Raw genomic sequence first — 18,352 nt, 5'->3', positions numbered from 1 at the left:
CTGCATGCCTCACCTGCATTTGCTTTACTCCGCCGCTTCCGGCAGCGCCTCAGGACCTTCGTCGGGATCTTCGTCCGCGTAGGACGAAAGCTCGACGTTGAGGCCCAGCGAGCGCATTTCCTTGACGAGCACGTTGAAGCTCTCGGGAATGCCGGCCTCGAAGGTGTCATCGCCCTTGACGATCGCTTCGTAGACCTTGGTGCGGCCGATCACGTCGTCGGACTTCACCGTCAGCATTTCCTGCAGCGTGTAGGCCGCGCCATAGGCCTGGAGCGCCCAGACCTCCATTTCACCGAAGCGCTGACCACCGAACTGCGCCTTACCGCCCAGCGGCTGCTGGGTAACAAGCGAGTACGGGCCGATCGACCGCGCGTGGATCTTGTCGTCGACGAGGTGGTGGAGCTTCAGCATATAGATGTAGCCCACGGTCACCTTGCGGTCGAACTTGTCGCCGGTGCGGCCGTCGTAAAGGTCCGACTGGCCCGACGAGTCGAGACCCGCCAGCGTCAGCATGTTCGACACGTCGGCTTCCTTCGCTCCGTCGAACACCGGCGTCGCGAACGGGACGCCGACCTTCAGGTTCGACGCCAGCTCGACGATGCTGTCGGCATCGCGCGAATGGATGTCGGCCGTATATTCGGCGCCATAGACATGCTCCAGCGTGTCGCGCACCGCTTCGGGCATCTGGCCGCCGGTCGCGTCGGGGTTGGCGTCGCGCCAATCCTCCAGCGCCTGCGTGACCTGCCGCCCGAGGCCGCGCGAGGCCCAGCCGAGGTGTGTCTCCAGGATCTGCCCGACGTTCATGCGCGACGGCACGCCCAGCGGGTTCAGCACGATGTCGACCGGCGTCCCGTCTTCGAGGAACGGCATGTCCTCGTTCGGCAGGATGCGGCTGATGACGCCCTTGTTGCCGTGACGGCCGGCCATCTTGTCGCCCGGCTGCAGCTTGCGCTTCACCGCGACGAAGACCTTGACCATCTTGAGCACGCCCGGCGCCAGTTCGTCGCCGCGCTGCAGCTTCTCGACGCGGTCTTCGTACTTCGCGTTGATCCGCTTGATCGCGTCGTCATACTGCGCCTTGATCGCCTCGAGCGCGGTCTGCGCCTTGTCGTCGACGACGGCGAGCTTCCACCAGTCGGCGCGTTCGAGGCCGGTCAGCATCTCCTCGCTGACCTCGTCGCCCTTCTTCAGGCCCTTCGGCACCGCGCTGGTCGTCTGACCGATCAGCAGGTCCTTGAGGCTGGAGAAGGTCGCGCGGTTGAGGATCGCGCGCTCGTCGTCGGCGTCCTGCTTCAGCCGCTCGATTTCCTCGCGTTCGATCGCGATCGCGCGCTCGTCCTTGTCGATGCCGTGACGGTTGAAGACGCGGACCTCGACGACGGTGCCCGACACGCCCGGCGGCAGGCGAAGCGAGGTGTCGCGCACGTCGCTGGCCTTTTCGCCGAAGATCGCGCGCAGCAGCTTCTCTTCCGGCGTCATCGGCGATTCACCCTTGGGGGTGATCTTGCCGGCCAGAATGTCGCCCGGGCCGACTTCGGCGCCGATGTAGACGATGCCCGCCTCGTCGAGGTTGCGCAGCGCTTCCTCGCCGACGTTCGGAATGTCGCGGGTGATATCTTCGGGGCCAAGGCGCGTGTCGCGCGCGGTGACTTCGAATTCCTCGATATGGATCGAGGTGAAGACGTCGTCCTTCACGATGCGTTCGGAAATGAGGATCGAGTCCTCATAGTTGTAGCCGTTCCACGGCATGAACGCGACGAGCACATTCTTGCCGAGCGCCAGCTCGCCGAGCTCGGTCGACGGGCCGTCGGCGATGATGTCGCCCGAGCGGACGACGTCGCCCACCTTCACCAGCGGACGCTGGTTGATGCAGGTGTTCTGGTTCGAGCGCTGGAACTTCTGCAGGCGATAGATATCGACGCCCGACTTGCCCGGCTCGACCATGTCGGTCGCGCGGATGACGATGCGGGTCGCATCGACCTGGTCGATCACGCCGCCGCGGCGCGCCACGATCGCCGCGCCCGAATCGCGCGCGACGGTGCCTTCCATGCCGGTGCCGACGACCGGCGCTTCGGCGCGAAGCAGCGGCACCGCCTGGCGCTGCATGTTCGAGCCCATCAGCGCGCGGTTGGCGTCGTCGTTTTCGAGGAACGGGATCAGCGACGCCGCGACCGAAACGAGCTGCTTCGGCGACACGTCCATCAGCGTGATCTGGTCGCGCGGCGCCATCAGGAATTCGCCCGCCTCGCGCGCCGAGATCAGCTCGTCGATGAAGCTGCCGTCGGGATTGAGGTCGGCGTTCGCCTGCGCGACGGTGTGCTTCTGCTCTTCCATCGCCGACAGATAGACGACCTCGTTGGTCACCTTGCCGTCGATGATCCTGCGGTACGGCGTCTCGATGAAGCCGTACTTATTGACGCGCGCGAAGGTCGCGAGGCTGTTGATCAGGCCGATGTTCGGCCCTTCGGGCGTCTCGATCGGACAGATGCGGCCATAGTGGGTCGGGTGGACGTCGCGGACCTCGAAGCCCGCGCGCTCGCGGGTCAGACCGCCCGGCCCGAGCGCCGACACGCGGCGCTTGTGGGTGACTTCCGACAGCGGGTTGGTCTGGTCCATGAACTGCGAAAGCTGCGACGAGCCGAAGAATTCGCGCACCGCGGCGACCGCGGGCTTCGCGTTGATCAGGTCGTTCGGCATGACGGTCGAGACGTCGACCGACGACATGCGCTCCTTGACGGCGCGTTCCATGCGCAGCAGGCCGACGCGATACTGGTTCTCGAGCAGCTCGCCGACCGAACGCACGCGGCGGTTGCCGAGATTGTCGATATCGTCGATCTCGCCCTTGCCGTCCTTCAGGTTCACCAGTTCCTTGACCACGGCGAGGATGTCCTCGGCGCGCAGCGTCGTCACCGTATCCTCGGCATCGAGGCCGAGGCGCATGTTGAGCTTGACGCGGCCGACCGCCGACAGGTCGTAGCGCTCGGGGTCGAAGAACAGCCCGCCGAACAGCGCTTCCGCGGTCTCGCGCGTCGGCGGTTCGCCGGGGCGCATGACGCGGTAGATGTCGCTGAGCGCCTGGTCGCGGTCCTCGGCCTTGTCGGCCTTCAGCGTGTTGCGGATCCAGGGGCCGGTGTTGTTGTGGTCGATGTCGAGCAGCACGAGCTTGTCGATGCCCGCAGCGTCGAGCTTCTCCAGATTCTCGGCGGTCACCTCGTCTCCGGCCTCGATGTAGATCTCGCCGGTCGCTTCGTTGATCAGGTCATAGGCCGAGTAACGGCCGAAAATTTCCTCGGTCGGGATCAGCAGCGTGTCGAGACCGTCCTTCGCCGCCTTGTTGGCGAGGCGCGGGCTGATCTTGTGGCCGGCGGCGAAGACGACTTCGCCGGTCTTGGCGTCCACCACGTCGAACGCGGGCTTCGAACCGCGCCAATTCTCGACCACGAAGGGAACCTTCCAGCCGTTTTCGGCGCGCTCGAAGATCAGGCGGTCATAGAAATGGTTGAGGATTTCCTCGCCCGACATGCCCAGCGCATAGAGGAGGCTGGTGACCGGCAGCTTGCGCTTGCGGTCGATGCGGACGTTGACGATGTCCTTGGCGTCGAACTCGAAGTCGAGCCACGAACCGCGATAGGGGATCACGCGCGCGGCGAACAGGAACTTGCCCGACGAGTGGGTCTTGCCGCGGTCATGGTCGAAGAGCACACCCGGCGAACGGTGCATCTGCGACACGATGACGCGCTCGGTGCCGTTGACGAAGAAGGTGCCGTTCTCGGTCATGAGCGGCATGTCGCCCATATAGACGTCCTGCTCCTTGATATCGAGAACCGAGCGGGTGTCGGTTTCGCTGTCGACCTCGAAGACGATCAGGCGCAGCGTGACCTTCATCGGCGCCGCATAGGTGATGCCGCGCTGACGGCATTCCTCGACGTCGTATTTCGGGTCTTCGAGTTCGTAATGGACGAAGTCGAGCTCGGCGGTGCCGGCGAAATCGCGGATCGGGAACACGCTGCGCAGCGTCTTCTCGAGGCCCGAAACATAGCCGACCGAGGGGTCGGACCGCAGGAACTGCTCATAGGATTCGCGCTGCACCTCGATGAGGTTGGGCATCTCCACCGCTTCGTGGATATTGCCGAACAGCTTGCGGATTCGCTTGCTAGCGGTTGCTTCGAGGGCCTTGCCCACCGACTTCGCCTTGGTCGCCATATGTGATTGTCTCGCCTCAATAAAATCAAATCGCGAGCGCGATAGAGACGCAAAAAGGCCGCGAGCAACCGTTGCCGGTTTACCGCAGCTTCTCAACGCATCTCGAAATCCCCGGCGCCCTATTCCTGTGGCCCGATGCGCAAAGTCAGGCCGCGTCCCGGACGCTGGGGTGTGCAAGCCATATAGGATTGGGGGCGCGCGAAGTCAACGCTGGGGGGGCGTGGTTCGAGTGCGACGTCGCTTGACTTGCGAAGGCTCCGTTACCCCGTCCACCCTCGTCACCCCGGACTTGATCCGGGGTCCCGCTCAGCAACGTCGAAAAGCGGGACCCCGGATCAAGTCCGGGGTGACGAAGAAAGAAAAACATCACCCGCTCCACCGAATTTCGCCACCATCAGCCGCAATCGCCCCCGACCGCGCAGCTTTCGCCGCCGCCTTCGGCCACCACGGCCACGCCCTTCCCTTCGCCTTCGTCGAGCAGCTGCTGGATCGCCGCGCCGACCGCGAGGTCGGGCACATGGCCGAAGCGGTGGAGGCGAAGGCGCCCCTGCCGGTCGATCAGCAACAGGCTCGGCGTGCCGCGCAGGCCATAGCGCGCCATGGTGACCGGCACCCCCGCCGGATCGTCGTGGCGGTCGACCGCGACAGGCCAGGCGATGCGATATTCATGAAGAAAGGGCTCGAGCGACACCGGCGTCATCGCGGCGTGATGCTCGAACACGCTATGCAGGCCGATCACCGTTACCGCGTCGCCGGGAAAGATCTCGTGGATGCGCCGAAGCTGCGGCAGGCTCTCGGCGACGCAGCCGGGGCACAGCATCTGGAACGCCCCGATGACCACGACGCGCCCGCGCAGGTCGGCAAGCGACAGCGGCGCGCTGTTGAACCAGCGCGCGATGTCGAGTTCGGGTGCCGTCGCTGCGGTCATGGTCGTCATCCGCCTTTCCTTTCGCGCGCCGGGACTCGGTCGACCGGCGTATTCGGCGATCCTAGGGCGGCGAACCCCGAGTATAAACCACGACCTTCTGCCGCTCAGCGCAGCAGGATGTGCGCCACTTTGAAACGGTTCATCCCGCAACAGCCACGGCTCGGCAGCATTTCCGTGGTCATCGCCCGCGCGGATGCGTTGAGACTCTGACCGCAATCACCAAATTTTCAAGGAGAGACGACGCGATGCGAAAGATCGCTGCTTTTGTGACTTCCCTTTCCCTCGGCATGGCCCTCGCGGCCGGTGCGCCCGCGATGGCGCAGGGTACGCCCGCCGCTGCCCCGGCCGCCGGCCCCAACCTTGCGCCCGGCACCGTCGTCTACGACAGCGAAGGCGCGACGATCGGCCCCGTCGCCAGCGACGCCGGCGACAATGTCGTCGTGACGCTGAACGGCAAGCCGGTCACCCTGCCCAAGAACGCCTTTGCAAAGGGCGAGAAGGGCCCGACGATCACTGTCACCGTCGCCCAGCTGACCGCCGCGGTCGATCAGGCCGCCGCCGCCAGTGCCCAGGCGCTCGACGCCGCGCTCAAGCCCGGCGCCGAGGTGCGCAGCGCCAACGGCTCGACCGTGCTCGGCACGGTCAAGCTCGCCGACGCGTCCGGCGTTGTCGTGACCACCCCGACCGGCGACGTCAAAGTGCCGAAGAACGCCTTCTTCGTCGCGCAGAACGGCCTCCAGACCAGCTTCACCGCCGACCAGTTCGCCGCCGCGATGCAGCAGGCGAGCCAGGCTTCGGCGGCCGATGACGCCGCGGTGACCGCGGCGCTGAAGCCGGGCGCCGAAGTGCGCGGCCTCCAGGGCACGGCGGTGCTCGGCACGGTCAAGTCGTTCGACGCCGCCAATGTGGTCGTCACCACGACGAGCGGCGACGTCGCGCTGCCGCGCAGCGCCTTCAACATGGGCGCGAGCGGCCTCACCGCCGCCTACACCGCCGATCAGTTCGCCGCCGCCGTCGCCCAGGCGACCGGCGCCGAGGCCCCGCAAACGGCCGACGCCGATGCGGCCGCCGCGGCCGCGGACGAACCGCAGGCGAAGGAAGCCAACTAAGCTCGGCGGGCTTTCACGAAAGGGCGCGAGAACAACGGTTCTCGCGCCCTTTTGCTTGCGCATGGAGCGAAGGAGCTTTCGGCCGGTTTCGGCCATAGCTTCTCCCCTCCCTTTTAGGGAGGGGCTGGGGGTGGGTAGCCGCCGAAGGCGGCGTCCTTTGTGGGCTCGCTCCGCTCGCGCACCCACCCCTAACCCCTCCCTAAAAGGGAGGGGAATGGCTCAAATCCACCCCGAAACCGCCATCCGCCAGCGCCCGAACCGATCCCTCAATCCACCCCGCCGAAGGTCAGCCCGACCACCCGCGCGACCATCGCCTCGTCCCAGTCGACGCGCCGGTCGAGCACCAGCATCGCGAGGCCGTGGACCAGCGCCCAGGCGTGGAGCGCGGCGGCGTCGACCGACTCCGCCGGGAACACCTCGCCCACCCCGGCGCGCAGCAGATTATAGGCGACCTCGCCGCCGTCGCCCTCATCCTCGCCCTTGCGCTCAGGCATCTGGCGCGTGAAGCTCAGGCGGAACAGCGCGGGCTCGTCATGCGCGAAGCGGACATAGGCGATGCCGGTCGCCTTGAACCCCGCGCGCCCGCCGCCCGCCTTCAGCCACGCCTGCGCCTGCAGCGCGCCCAATCGCCGCAGCCCTTCCTCGGCGAGCGCATCGAGCAGCGCCTCCTTGTCGGGGAAATGCCGATAGAGCGCGGTCGCGCTGACCCCCACATCGCGCGCCAGCGCGCGCAGCCCCAGCTCGCCCGCGTCGCCTCCGGCGAGCCGCTCGAGCCCCGCCGCGATCACCGCCGCGCGCAGGTCGCCATGATGGTAAGCGCGCCCGGCCTTCGCGGGCGCATCTTTTATGTTGACACTGTTATCTTTGTTCGCCATCATGTTTCCACTGTAAACATTGCGAGTCGGTTCCGCAACCCACGCTCCGCGGCACCTTCGCCAACTTCCGGCTTAAGGAGAAGCGTCATGGCCAGCAACGTCGAAACCCTGATCCGCAGCGCGGTGACCAAAGGCATCGGCAAGGTCGCCGACTTCAACCGCAAGCGCCTCCCCCGCCCCACCGACGCCCATCCGTATCTCACCGGCATCCACAAGCCGATGACCGAGGAGTTCACCCTCGAGGAACTGCGCGTCGAGGGCGAGATCCCCACGGCGCTCTCCGGCCGCTATCTGCGCAACGGTCCCAACCCGGCTCTCCCCCCCGATCCCGCGAGCTATCACTGGTTCACGGGCGCCGGCATGGTCCACGGCATCCGCATCGAGGGCGGCGCCGCGCTCTGGTATCGCAACCGCTGGGTGCGCGGTGCCGAGGCGTGCGCGAAGCTCGGCGAGGAGATACCTCCCGGCCCGCGCGCCGAGGGCTTCGACGCGCCCAACACCAATGTCGTCGGCCTCGCCGGCCGCACCTTCGCGATCGTCGAGGCGGGGGGCAAGCCGGTCGAAATGTCGGACACGCTGGACACCATCGCGCACAACCCTTTCGACGGCACGCTCGCCGGCCCCTACACGGCGCATCCGCACCACGACCCCTTCGCGGGCGAAACGCACGCGATCACCTATCAGGGCGAGCAGCCCAACAAGGTGTGGCACGTCGTGCTCGACGCCAACGCGCATGTGATCCGCGAGGAAGCGGTCGCGGTCGCCGACGGCCCGTCGATCCACGACTGCGCGATCACGCAGAATTACGTCCTCGTCTTCGATCTGCCCGTGACCTTCTCGATGAAGTCGCTGCTCGCGGGCTATCGCTTCCCCTATGCGTGGAACGAGGCGCACCCGGCGCGCGTCGGCCTTCTCCCGCGCACCGGCGCGGGCAGCGAGATCGTCTGGGTGCCGGTCGACCCCTGCTATGTCTTCCACCCCGCCAACGCGTTCGAGACGGCGGACGGTAAGGTGATCGTCGATGTCGCCGCGCACGAGACGATGTTCGCGGAATCGAAACGCGGCCCCGACAGCCCGCGCTCGCGCATGGAGCGCTGGACGATCGATCCGGCCGCGGGCACCACGACCCGCGCCGTCATCCACGATCACAACCAGGAATTCCCGCGCTACGACGAGCGGCGGACGACGCGGCCCTATCGCTATGTCTACAGCGTCGCGCTACCCGACGGGCCGGGCGAGCTGGCGATCGCCGACACCCGCCTGTTCCGCCACGACCTCGAACGCGGGATCACCGAGACGCGCGATTTCGGCCCCGGCCGCCACCCCGGCGAGTTCGTCTTCGTGCCGCGCGCTACCGAAGGGGCCGAGGATGACGGCTGGCTGGTCGGCCTCGTCGTCGACAGGAACGACGAGACCACCGACCTCATGATCCTGAACGCCGACGACTTTATGGGACCGCCGCAAGCCGTCGTGCATCTGCCGCATCGGGTGCCGCCGGGCTTTCACGGAAACTGGGTCGCGGACTGACCGCGGCCCGGCGCCCCATCAGCGTCTCGGTGACGCGCAGCGAGCGTTCGTTGTCGACGTCGATCGCCGTCTGCCCGTCGCTGACCAGCAGCGGAGCGATGTCGACCTTCAACTGGCGCGAGATGCGGCGGAAGATGTGGTGGATCGGGCCGAGCCCGAAGCGGAAGCGCAGCAGGTTGATCAGCCCGAAGGCCTGCATCACCCGGATCGGCTTCTTGACGAACTGGCCGCCGCCGCGAAACGCCTCGGCGGCCTTCAGCGCACCGCGGTCGCCGATCCAATAGGCGTTGCAGTTCGACACCGCGACATCCGAAAATTCATAGAAGCGCCGCTGTCCCTCGGGATGGACCGCGAGCACATCCTCGCGCCGCGCGAGCGCGACCCCCCGCGCCGGCGCCGAGCCGCGCCGCTTCGCGGCCGATCTCGGCGATCGTGTCGGGGGTGAGCAGGCAATTGTCGGCGGTGGTGATCAGCAGCGGAAAAGCCGCGAGGCCGGCGACCGCGAGCACCGAGTCCGCGAGATTATCGGCGGCGGGAACCACGACCAGCCGCTCGCCCAGCGCGGCGATGACCCGATCGTCGATGTCTTCGAGAAGCGTGGTGTGGTGCGTCGACACGAAGATCCGCTCGGCACCGCTTGCCGCCGCACTGTCGAGGACATGCGCGATCATCGGCCGCCCGGCGACGGGCACCAGGCATTTGTCGGCGACGCCGTGCGCCGCCGCGAGCGCGTCGACCGCCCCGGGGCGGCGGCCGGCCAGGATCAGGATCGAGCCGGTCATGCGGCGTCGCGCCGCGCGCCGGCGGCCTCTACCTGCCGGATCATGCTTTCGGCGACGATCGTCTCGATCAGGTCGGCCTGGGTGAAGCCCGCCGCCACCGCCGCGCGGCCGAAGACCTTCTCGGACCAGAGGTTACAGTTCAGATTGACCTCGAGCAGCCGCACCTCGCCGCTCGCGAAATCGACCCGGAACTCGAAACGGCCATAGTCGAACGGCCGAAAGACCTCGACCATCTGCTCTACATGGGCGGCGATCCGCGCCTCCAGTTCGGCGTCGTCGAACAGCCGCAGGCTGTATTTGGCGCTGCGGTCGACGAGGTCGCGCTTCTCCTGATAGGTTCGAAGGTGCGTCGGATCGGTCTGCTCGAAGATCATCATCGGCAGGATAGCGGGCGCGCCGCCTACCGTGATCACCGGCACCTCGACATCGCTGCCGTCGATGAAGGGTTCGACGATCGCGTCATGGTCGAGCGCGTGGATCTCGGCCACTGCCTGCGCCAGCTCGCCGCGGTCGTGCGCGTCGCGAATCCCCCACGAGGCCGAGCTGTTGTTCGGCTTGATGACCCAGCGCCGCGCGGGCGGGCAGCGCGCGACGTCGACCGGCGCGCCGCGGCGGAACAGCGTCCAGGGCGCGGTCGGCACGCCGCGCGCCGCCGCCTCCAGCTTGGTCAGATGCTTGTCGTCCGACAGCCCGCGCACGATCGGCGAGGCACCCACATAGGAAAGGCCGACGCGGTTGCAGAGCAGCGGCAGCAGCATCTCCGAATTGAAGAAGCCGCCGCGGTTGAGCAGCGGAAAGACGAAGTCGGCGTCGGGCCGGTCGAACAGCGCGGCATAGCTGTCCGCCACCGACAGTCGCAGGCCCAGCCCCTCCAATATCTCGCGCACCTCGCGGTGGTAGAGGGCGTGATTGCCGTCTTCGGGGTGCAGGCCCCCGGTCCAGCGGGCGTGCTTGGCGATGAACAGAAGCCGCTGCGTATCGCGAAGGCGATCGGGCAGCCGGGTCGGGACGAGGTCGGTCGTTTGCATGTTGCGATCCGACCACAGCCAGGTTGCAGGGGCATGACCGTTCGATGACAGCGCTGAAACCGAAACGCCAAATCACTGTCATCTTGGCGCGCTAGCCCGGCCGAGGCTCCTCTTCCGGAAAGGCCCCTCATGCTGCTCACCGCGTCCGCATCCCACCAAGGCCGCGCAGCGCCCTGGCCCCGCGACGCCGCCCGGCTCGCGTCCGCGCTGGTGAGCGGCGGCGACGCCCGCATCCGGCCCGACGCCAGCGGCTGCAACCTATATTACGCCAGCGTGCTGCCGTCGGACGCGCTCGCTTATGGTTCGTCGACGATCAGCAGCATTTCGCGCCCGGCGTTCGACACACTCGCCGCGCGCTGGGGCACGCGCCTCGACCGCCCCGTCGCCGACGAGGATTATGCCGAGGGGCTGGCGATCCTGCGCTTCAAGCTCGCCGCCTATTTCGGCCTTACCGACACCGCGATCGTGTTCGCGGCGTCGGGCACCGACCTCGAATATGCGGGGCTCGCCGCGCGGCACGACGGGCGGCCGGTCACCGCGGTCCTGCTCGGGCGCGACGAGGTCGGCAGCGGCTGCGTCCACAGCGCGGCGGGCCGCTTCTTCGCGGGCGAGACCGCGACGGGCGCGCGCGTCGTCGCGCAGGCCGCGATCGACCCCGCCTTCGCGGGAACCGAGCTCGTCGACGTCGCCATCCGCGACGCGGCGGGAGCGCCGCGCGCCTCGGCCGCCGTCGCCGCCGAACTGTCGCTCCATATCGAGCGCGCCGCCACGCGCGGCCGCCGCGCGGTGGTGCATGTCGTGCACGGGTCGAAATCAGGCCTGACGCTGCCCGTGCTCGCCGACGTCGAGCGGCTCGTCGCGACGCACGGCGATGCGGTCACGATCGTCGTCGATGCCTGCCAGCTCCGCATCGCCGCCGCGGCGATCCGGCAATATCTCGCGCTCGGCTGCGTCGTCCTGCTCACCGGGTCGAAATTCGCGGGCGGCCCACCCTTCAGCGGCTTCGCGCTGATTCCCGAAGCGATGCGGGAACGGGCGCTGCCGCTACCCGTCGGCTACCGCCGGATCGCGAACCGCGCCGAATGGCCCGCCGACTGGCCGGGCGCCGACGCGCTACCCGCGTCGGGCAATTTCGGCCTGCTGCTGCGGCTCGAAGCGGCGATGATCGAGCTCGAGCGCTTCGCCGCGCTGCCCGCCGAGCGCGCGGGCGCCGTCGCCGCGCGTTTCGGTCACCACGCCGCCCGGCTCGCGCAGCGGCTCGAGCTCGCCGAGGTGCCGGGCACCGGCACGGCCTGCCTCGCCACCGAGACGCTGCGCACGCTCGATCTCACCGCGCGCTGGCCCGATTGCGACTTCGACGCCGCGCGCACGATACACGGCCATATCGCCCGCCGCTCGCGCCTCTGGCTGGGACGCGAGGTGCGGCTGGGGCAACCCGTCCGCACTCACCGGATGTCCGACGGCCGTGCCGCCGGCACGCTGCGCCTGTCGCTGTCGATGCCGCTGATCGCGGAGCTTGCCGCCCTGCCCGATCCCGCACTCGACGACCGGCTCGACCGCGACATGGCGCTCGTCGGCGCCGCGATCTCCGCAGCGGCATCGACAACGCTCGACAAGCACGAAGCCGCCGCGCTCGGCTGACCGCAAAAGCGGTTCTTGGACACGACGAAGGGGGCCCGATTCTTCGTCCAGCCGCCCGGCGGCCACCGTTCATCGCGAAAACCGGCGCTTTTCGGCAGCACTTTGCGAGCGCCGCTCGTTTCTCCTTCGCCATGACAAAGAATATTCCCCTCTCCCGCCCCGCCATGAGCGCGATTGCCGCGTTCCTGGCTCTCTCCGCTCCCGCCGCTTTGGCGCAGGAGACCCCGACCGTTCCGATGACCTCGCCCGTCGGCACGCCGCCGCCGGTCGCAGCCCCGGCGCCTGCCCCTGCACCCAACCCGACAGCACCCGCCCCGGCGCAGCAGACCGCGCAAACGCCGGCGCCCAAGCCCGTCATCCGCGTGCCGCTCGACCTGCCGCCCGTTCCCGACGAGCCCGCGCCCAAGGCCGAGGCGCCCGCCGCCTCGACGGCGTCCGAGCGCGCCGAGCGCCCCGCGCCCCGCCAGCGCAGCGCCGAACGGGCCCCCGCCGCTTCGCCGAAAGCCGCCGCGCCCGCCCCTGCCGAAGCGTCGGCCGATGCGGTGTCTGGAACGGAAGCCGGATCGACAACCGCGCCCATGACGACCCTGCCCGAACCGGTCGCCGACGCCGTGCCGGCTCCGGTCGAAACGGCCGCCCCGGCCGACGGTGATTTTCCCTGGGAGCTGGCGGGCGGTGCCGCCGCGCTGCTGATCGTCGGCGGTGCCGGCCTTGCCTTTGCCCGCCGCCGCCGCCACGCGGGCGAAGCGATCGACGAAGGCATGAGTTACGAGGAGATGGCGGCGGCCGAAGCGGTCCCCTATAGCCCGCCCGCCGCCGAGCCGGTTGCGCCCGCCGCACCGCCCGAGCCGCGCTCCACGCCGGCTTTCGCCGCGGCGCCGCACGGCAGCATGGGTCGCCACGAAGCGATGGCGCTCGCCGGGCCGACGCCCGACAATCCGTTCGCTACCCTTGCCAAGCGACTGAAACGTGCGCGCTTCCTCGATCAGCAGGAGCGCCAGGCCTATGAGGACACGCTGGCCGGGCAGAAGGACCTGCGCCGCAAGCCCGCGAGCGCGTGGGAAATCTCGCACCGCGTCGAACCCGCGCCGGTCGAGCAGGAAGTGCGCCGCCCCGAGCCCGCCCGCGGCCGCTCCGGCGATCTTCGCCCTGGCTGGACCCGTCGCTGATCGCTCCGCTGGAACGCCATGAAAAAAGGGCGGTGCCTCGCGGCACCGCCCTTTTTCTTTTCATCGGAACAGAGCCGGCGAACCGGCCCCCGTCCGCGAACCGAATTACTTCAGTTCGACGGTCGCGCCGGCGGCTTCGAGCTTCTTCTTCAGCTCTTCGGCTTCGGCCTTGTTCACGCCTTCCTTGACGGCCTTCGGCGCGCCTTCGACGAGCGCCTTGGCTTCGCCAAGACCCAGGCCGGTGATCGCGCGGACTTCCTTGATGACGTTGATCTTCTGACCACCGTCGCCCGTCAGGATGACGTCGAACTCGTCCTTCTCTTCAGCGGCGGGAGCAGCGGCGCCCGCGCCGCCCGGAGCGGCAACCGCCACGGCAGCGGCGGCCGAAACGCCCCACTTTTCTTCGAGCAGCTTCGACAGGTCAGCCGCTTCGAGGACGGTCAGCGCCGAAAGGTCTTCAACGATCTTTGCAAGATCAGCCATGTTCATTCTCCATCAGAACCGGGATATCCCGGCAGTAAGTTTCAGTTCAGTTCGAAATCACGCTGCTTCTTTGGCGGCATATGCGCCAAAAACCCGCGCCAACTGGCCCGCCGGGGCCGCGGCAATCTGCGCAACCTTGGTGGCCGGAGCCTGCACCAGACCGATGATCTTGGCGCGGAGCTCGTCGAGCGAGGGAAGCGAAGCCAGCGCCTTCACGCCATCGACGTCGAGGAGCACATCCCCCATGCCGCCACCAACGATCTCGAGCTTGTCGTTGGTCTTGGCAAATTCCACGGCGATCTTCGCAGCCGCCACCGGATCGGTGGAGGTCGCAAGCGCCGTGGGACCGGTCAGCAGGTCGCCGATGCCGGTGTAGGACGTGCCATCGAGCGCGATTTTGGCAAGACGGTTCTTCGTGACGCGAAAGTCGGCCCCCGCATCGCGCATCTGCTGGCGCAGCACCGTCGACTGGGCGACGGTCATGCCAAGGTTGCGGACGACCACAACCGAGGCAGCTGACGACAGCGTAGCGTTCAGCGAGGATACGGCTTCGGCCTTTTCCGTACGATCCATGCCTATACTCCACTCATCTGCCCGGATGCCCGCACGCCGAAGCATGCGCGCCGCCGGGCGGCTAACACACGCGAAGACAGACATGGGACGTATCCGCCTGTCCTTCGCGCAACGATGTCCGATGGGGTCGGTCAAGACGCGTCGCCTGAATACAGGCGGGCGACCGATAAAGACTGTTCCCCGTCTCGGCTGGAAATTAAGAAGGGCAGAGTCCCTTCACCAACTGTCTCGGACGGAATTGCCGGGGCCGAAACCCGCGGCAACACGGGGCGCCTCATAGCGGCAGGCACGGCGAAGTCAAGGCGCGTGGCGCCGCGACGTCGCCGCCCCGGCCTCAGAAGACGCGGGTCAGCCCGACCGTCGCCTGCCCATAGTCATAGGCGCCGCTGTTCTGCGGGATGTTGTTGTATTGCACGCTCGCCTTCAGGAACCAGTTGCGACCGACCTCCGGGCTCGTCACCTCGGCGGCGGCATAATAGGAAGCGCGCCAGTCGCTGATCGAATCGCGCTGCGCGCCGACCCCGCCCGCAACCATGTAGCGCCAGCCGCCGCTGTAGCGCCGCATCTGCAGCACCGGCAGAATCTGGGCGTACCAGCGCGGCGAGTAATAATCATATTCGCCGGGCTCGGTGCTGTGGAAATAGCGGGTGCGAAGCTGCGCGCTGAGGCCCCATTCGGGCTTCACCACATGCACATAATTGGCGCGCGCGTGCAGGCGGACATTCTTGCCCGTGAATTCCTGCGCGCCCGCGACGACCGTGAAGCTGTTGCGATCGTCGACCGGCAGGTCGAGCGCCGCCCCGGCGAAGGTGTAATAGATGCCCTCGTTCACGCCGCGCGGGGTTTCGACCACGTCGCGCTCGACGAAGAATTCCTTCCGGAAGGCGGCATCGTCGTGGATCGAGGCCGACCCGATCACCCTGTCGCCGTCGGTGCCGACCTGCGCGTTCCAAGCCCAATGGCCGCCGGTATCGGCGTAGCGCAGGAAGACGCGCTCCTTGCCCACCGTCTTCTGGCCGAGCGGGCGGTACCAGGCCTTTTCGACGCGCACGCCCAGATAGTCCTGCTGGTCGCGATAGCGAAGGTCGAGGTTCAGCCCGGCGCGATAGACGTCGGTGTTGTCGGCGTCGGTCGACGCGAAGAGGTCGAGGCCGACGGCGTGCCGCACCGGCGCCTCGGCTTCGGCGGCCGCGGCGGCGCTGTCCTGCGCGGTCGCGGGCAGGCTGGTCAGGGCGATCAGCCCGGTCGCGGCGATGATCGATGCCCGTTTCACTTGGTGTCCCATTTCTTCTTCATCCCGATGATCTCGACGACATAACCCCACACGCAAACCGGTTGCATCAGCAGGCTGTACGCCAAAGCGTAAAAGAGGAATCCCATCGGATTCCGCCGCACCTTCAAATCCTCGCCCTCAAAGACGCCCCGCTGGATGCGGAAGATGACGATGTTCCAGAGCGCGGCGAGCGGCAGCACCGCGAGCGTCAGCGGCCCAGCGATGTAGAAATAGCCGAACAGGGCGAGGATCAGCCCCGGAATGAAGACGAAGCTGTAGACGACGTCGAGCGGCAGGAAGCACACGTTCCACCAGATGAACAGCGTCGTCATCCGCCGCTTGAACAGCAGGCGCCAATGCGCCTTGAACGCCTCCATCAGCCCGCGCGACCAGCGCTTGCGCTGCAGCGCGAACTGGCGGAATCCTTCGGGCACGTTGGTGAAGGCGAGCGCATTGTCGGCATAGCCGATGCGATAGTCGCGCTCGAGCAGCGCCCACGACACGACGATATCCTCGCCGACGCATTCGGGCCAGCCGCCGACCTCTTCGAGCGCGTCGCGGCGATAGAGCGAGAAGGCGCCCTGCGCGACGAGCGTGCCATGGTACATGCCCTGCATCCGCTTCACCGACGCGATGCCGTGGAAATAATCCCACTCCTGCGCGCGGGTCAGCAAATTGGTCCGCGAGTTGCGGACCATCACCGCGCCCGCCACCGCGACCGTATTGTCCGGGTCGGACAGATAGCGGCTGACGATCTGGGTCAGCGCGTTGGTGCGCATCCAGCAATCGCCGTCGATGGTCACGATCAGCCCGTGCGCCGCGGCGCGCAAGCCGTCGTTGAGCACCGCCGACTTGCCGCGGTTGACCGCGAAATCATGGAGGGTGAAGGTGGCGCCCGCCGGCAGCGTCAGCGAGGCCAGCAGTTCGCGAACGATGGTCGCGGTCGTGTCGGACGATCCGTCGTTGAGGACCAGAACCTCGAGCGGCCCGCGATAATCCTGGCGCGCGAGGCTGGTCAGCGTGTCGCGGATGGCGCTCGCCTCGTTATAGGCGGCGACGAGGACGGTAACCCCCGGCAGCGCCTTTGCGGGCATCCGGGCGATGGGCCTGCGATCGAGCGACAGCGTCGCGATCAGAAAGGCGTTCATGAAGCCGGGCACATAGGCGATGAAGATGATCGAGACGAGCGCGAACGGCCAGTAGGTAACCGCCGCCAGATCGATCAGCCAGCGCTGCGACAACCAGACGCTCAGCGCGGTCCACAGCGTCGCGATCGACACGGCGAGCAGGAACTTGCCGCGCACGCCCAGATAGAGGCGGCGCCACCGTTCTTCGCGCGCCGACGGCATCGGCATCGCGCGATCCGCCGGCGCAAGGGCACCGCGCCCCCGCGCGGAAGCAAATAGTCCCGACATGTTTCTAATCCCACCATCCCGCGCATCGGGCCGGCACGAGCCGCGGCGGCGCACGACCTGCACCGCTCGGCACCTCGATGAACCGGACCCGCCCACGCGCGAGCCAAAACTGATCTGACGAAAAACTCCGTATCCGCCCCGGCCCCGCCCGTTCGCGGAATCCTGGTACCGGCAATTCGCGGCCGCATCCTTGGCGGTCTCAGCGACGCGCGCTTCTAGTTTCCGTCGAAACCAAGTCAAGCCATGACGTCATTCAGAATCGACGAACCGAGTGCCGTGCGGTCGGCTCGGCGACGGCCTCGCGCCCTGATCGGCTGCCGAGATGCAAATCGCCCTTGCAAGATAGCATTTAAGATATATCTTAGACCTATCACGAATCACTCTAAGGAAAAATGAGATGCGTAATCACAGAGAATTTTCGGGCTCTTGCGGCCATCGTCACGGGATGCATCGCGGCGGCCGCGGCCGCGGTTTCGGCCATGGCTTCGGACGCGGTTTCGGCGGGCGCCATGGCGATGACGACGAGGGTCGCGGGCCGCGGCGGCGGATGTTCGACAGCGGCGAGCTGCGGCTCGTCCTCCTGAAGCTGATCGCCGACGAGCCGCGCCACGGCTACGACCTGATCCGCCAGATCGAGGAGCTGACCGGCGGCGCCTATGCGCCGAGCCCCGGGGTCATCTACCCCACGCTTACCCTGCTCGACGACATGGGCCAGATCGCCGCGCAGCAGAGCGAGGGCGCGAAGAAGCTGTTCGCCATCACCCCCGAAGGCGAGGCCGAACTCGACGCGAACAAGGCGCTGATCGACGCGCTGATCGCGCGGCTGGCCGCGGTCGGCGAAGAGCGTCAGCGCACCGATTCGGCGTCGGTGCGCCGCGCCATGGGCAATCTTCGCCAGGTGCTGATGAACCGCCTCGGCCGCCGCGAGGCGGATGCGGAAACGCTGCACGCGATCGTCGCCCTGATCGACGACGCGGCGCAGAAGATCGAACGCCTGTGAGCGAGGACCGCATGACCGTTTCGGCCACCGCGCATGTTCCGACCGGACAGGCGAGCAAATATCTGCAGCAGCTCTGCAAGCATTGGCAGCATAATCTGGCGGTCGAGTTCACCGCCGATCACGGCACCGTGACCTTCCCCAGGGACGCGCGCGGTGCCGATTGGCCGGGCGATGCGCTGGTGACCTTCGATGCCGGTGCGGATGCGCTCGCCGTCCGCATCGACGCGAGCGCCGAGGGGCAGCTCGAGGCGCTGAAAGGCGCCGTCGCGCGCCACCTCGACCGCTTCGCCTTCCGCGAGGCACCGCTCGCCTTCGACTGGCAACCGTCCGCGAGCGGCTAGCCCGC

Annotated in this window: 16 protein-coding genes; 6 read left to right on the top strand and 10 right to left on the bottom strand. The window is 67.6% G+C overall.

The window, feature by feature from the left end; genetic code table 11:
* Positions 1-24: 24 nt before the first annotated feature.
* Entirely contained in the window at positions 25-4,203 is a 4,179-nt protein-coding gene (gene rpoB, locus CD928_RS00460; RefSeq protein WP_095383433.1) for a DNA-directed RNA polymerase subunit beta, read from the bottom strand.
* Positions 4,204-4,597: 394 nt separating this feature from the next.
* Positions 4,598-5,140, bottom strand: a complete 543-nt coding sequence (locus CD928_RS00455; protein ID WP_255246988.1) for a redoxin domain-containing protein — start codon at positions 5,138-5,140, stop codon at positions 4,598-4,600.
* Between the two features lie 257 nt (positions 5,141-5,397).
* On the opposite strand from CD928_RS00455, the gene CD928_RS00450 reads away from it, so the two are divergent.
* The gene (locus tag CD928_RS00450) at positions 5,398-6,240 is read left to right on the top strand and encodes a hypothetical protein (RefSeq protein ID WP_176473387.1); all 843 of its coding nucleotides are present in this window, start codon (positions 5,398-5,400) and stop codon (positions 6,238-6,240) included.
* A gap of 266 nt (positions 6,241-6,506) precedes the next feature.
* Here CD928_RS00450 and CD928_RS00445 read toward each other — a convergent pair whose 3' ends face one another.
* Positions 6,507-7,115: a TetR/AcrR family transcriptional regulator gene (locus CD928_RS00445; protein ID WP_303620930.1), complete on the bottom strand. Its 609-nt coding sequence runs from the start codon at positions 7,113-7,115 to the stop codon at positions 6,507-6,509.
* Positions 7,116-7,202: 87 nt separating this feature from the next.
* On the opposite strand from CD928_RS00445, the gene CD928_RS00440 reads away from it, so the two are divergent.
* Positions 7,203-8,642, top strand: a complete 1,440-nt coding sequence (locus CD928_RS00440) for a carotenoid oxygenase family protein (protein ID WP_095383427.1) — start codon at positions 7,203-7,205, stop codon at positions 8,640-8,642.
* On the opposite strand, the gene CD928_RS23670 is transcribed toward CD928_RS00440, so the two are convergent.
* From CD928_RS23670 to CD928_RS00430, 3 genes are read right to left on the bottom strand one after another with little or no spacing between them, the layout of a single operon-like run.
* Positions 8,563-9,000, bottom strand: coding sequence for a hypothetical protein (locus CD928_RS23670; RefSeq protein WP_255246987.1), 438 nt, complete (start codon positions 8,998-9,000; stop codon positions 8,563-8,565). The two genes, CD928_RS00440 and CD928_RS23670, sit on opposite strands and share 80 nt — an antisense overlap.
* The gene (locus CD928_RS23665; RefSeq protein WP_255246986.1) at positions 8,960-9,424 is read right to left on the bottom strand and encodes an NTP transferase domain-containing protein; all 465 of its coding nucleotides are present in this window, start codon (positions 9,422-9,424) and stop codon (positions 8,960-8,962) included. The genes CD928_RS23670 and CD928_RS23665 overlap by 41 nt, the downstream gene beginning before the upstream one ends.
* Positions 9,421-10,452, bottom strand: coding sequence for a phosphoribosylglycinamide synthetase (locus CD928_RS00430; protein WP_095383424.1), 1,032 nt, complete (start codon positions 10,450-10,452; stop codon positions 9,421-9,423). Before CD928_RS00430 ends, CD928_RS23665 begins: the two co-directional genes overlap by 4 nt.
* A gap of 129 nt (positions 10,453-10,581) precedes the next feature.
* Between CD928_RS00430 and CD928_RS00425 the strand changes: the two genes are divergently transcribed.
* A complete protein-coding gene (locus CD928_RS00425) occupies positions 10,582-12,093 on the top strand; it encodes a hypothetical protein (RefSeq protein ID WP_095383422.1) in 1,512 nt (503 codons plus the stop codon).
* Between the two features lie 164 nt (positions 12,094-12,257).
* Positions 12,258-13,262, top strand: a complete 1,005-nt coding sequence (locus CD928_RS00420) for a hypothetical protein (protein WP_141237047.1) — start codon at positions 12,258-12,260, stop codon at positions 13,260-13,262.
* A 105-nt stretch (positions 13,263-13,367) separates the two neighbouring features.
* On the opposite strand, the gene rplL is transcribed toward CD928_RS00420, so the two are convergent.
* From rplL to CD928_RS00400, 4 genes are all read right to left on the bottom strand, one after another.
* Positions 13,368-13,745, bottom strand: a complete 378-nt coding sequence (rplL, locus tag CD928_RS00415) for a 50S ribosomal protein L7/L12 (protein WP_095383416.1) — start codon at positions 13,743-13,745, stop codon at positions 13,368-13,370.
* A gap of 57 nt (positions 13,746-13,802) precedes the next feature.
* Positions 13,803-14,318, bottom strand: coding sequence for a 50S ribosomal protein L10 (gene rplJ, locus CD928_RS00410; RefSeq protein ID WP_095383414.1), 516 nt, complete (start codon positions 14,316-14,318; stop codon positions 13,803-13,805).
* Positions 14,319-14,652: 334 nt separating this feature from the next.
* A complete protein-coding gene (locus CD928_RS00405; RefSeq protein ID WP_095383411.1) occupies positions 14,653-15,591 on the bottom strand; it encodes a hypothetical protein in 939 nt (312 codons plus the stop codon).
* Positions 15,588-16,946: a glycosyltransferase family 2 protein gene (locus CD928_RS00400; protein WP_217983701.1), complete on the bottom strand. Its 1,359-nt coding sequence runs from the start codon at positions 16,944-16,946 to the stop codon at positions 15,588-15,590. The genes CD928_RS00405 and CD928_RS00400 overlap by 4 nt, the downstream gene beginning before the upstream one ends.
* Before the next feature lie 505 nt (positions 16,947-17,451).
* Here CD928_RS00400 and CD928_RS00395 point away from each other — a divergent pair.
* Both CD928_RS00395 and CD928_RS00390 read left to right on the top strand, forming a co-directional pair.
* Entirely contained in the window at positions 17,452-18,006 is a 555-nt protein-coding gene (locus CD928_RS00395; protein WP_095383408.1) for a PadR family transcriptional regulator, read from the top strand.
* An 11-nt stretch (positions 18,007-18,017) separates the two neighbouring features.
* Complete coding sequence (locus tag CD928_RS00390) at positions 18,018-18,347, top strand: DUF2218 domain-containing protein (RefSeq protein ID WP_095385018.1); 330 nt, start codon at positions 18,018-18,020, stop codon at positions 18,345-18,347.
* Positions 18,348-18,352 lie beyond the last annotated feature (5 nt).

It is taken from the genome of Sphingopyxis sp. GW247-27LB (assembly GCF_002277025.1).
Taxonomy (GTDB): domain Bacteria; phylum Pseudomonadota; class Alphaproteobacteria; order Sphingomonadales; family Sphingomonadaceae; genus Sphingopyxis.
This window is presented reverse-complemented; position numbering and strand designations above follow the sequence as displayed.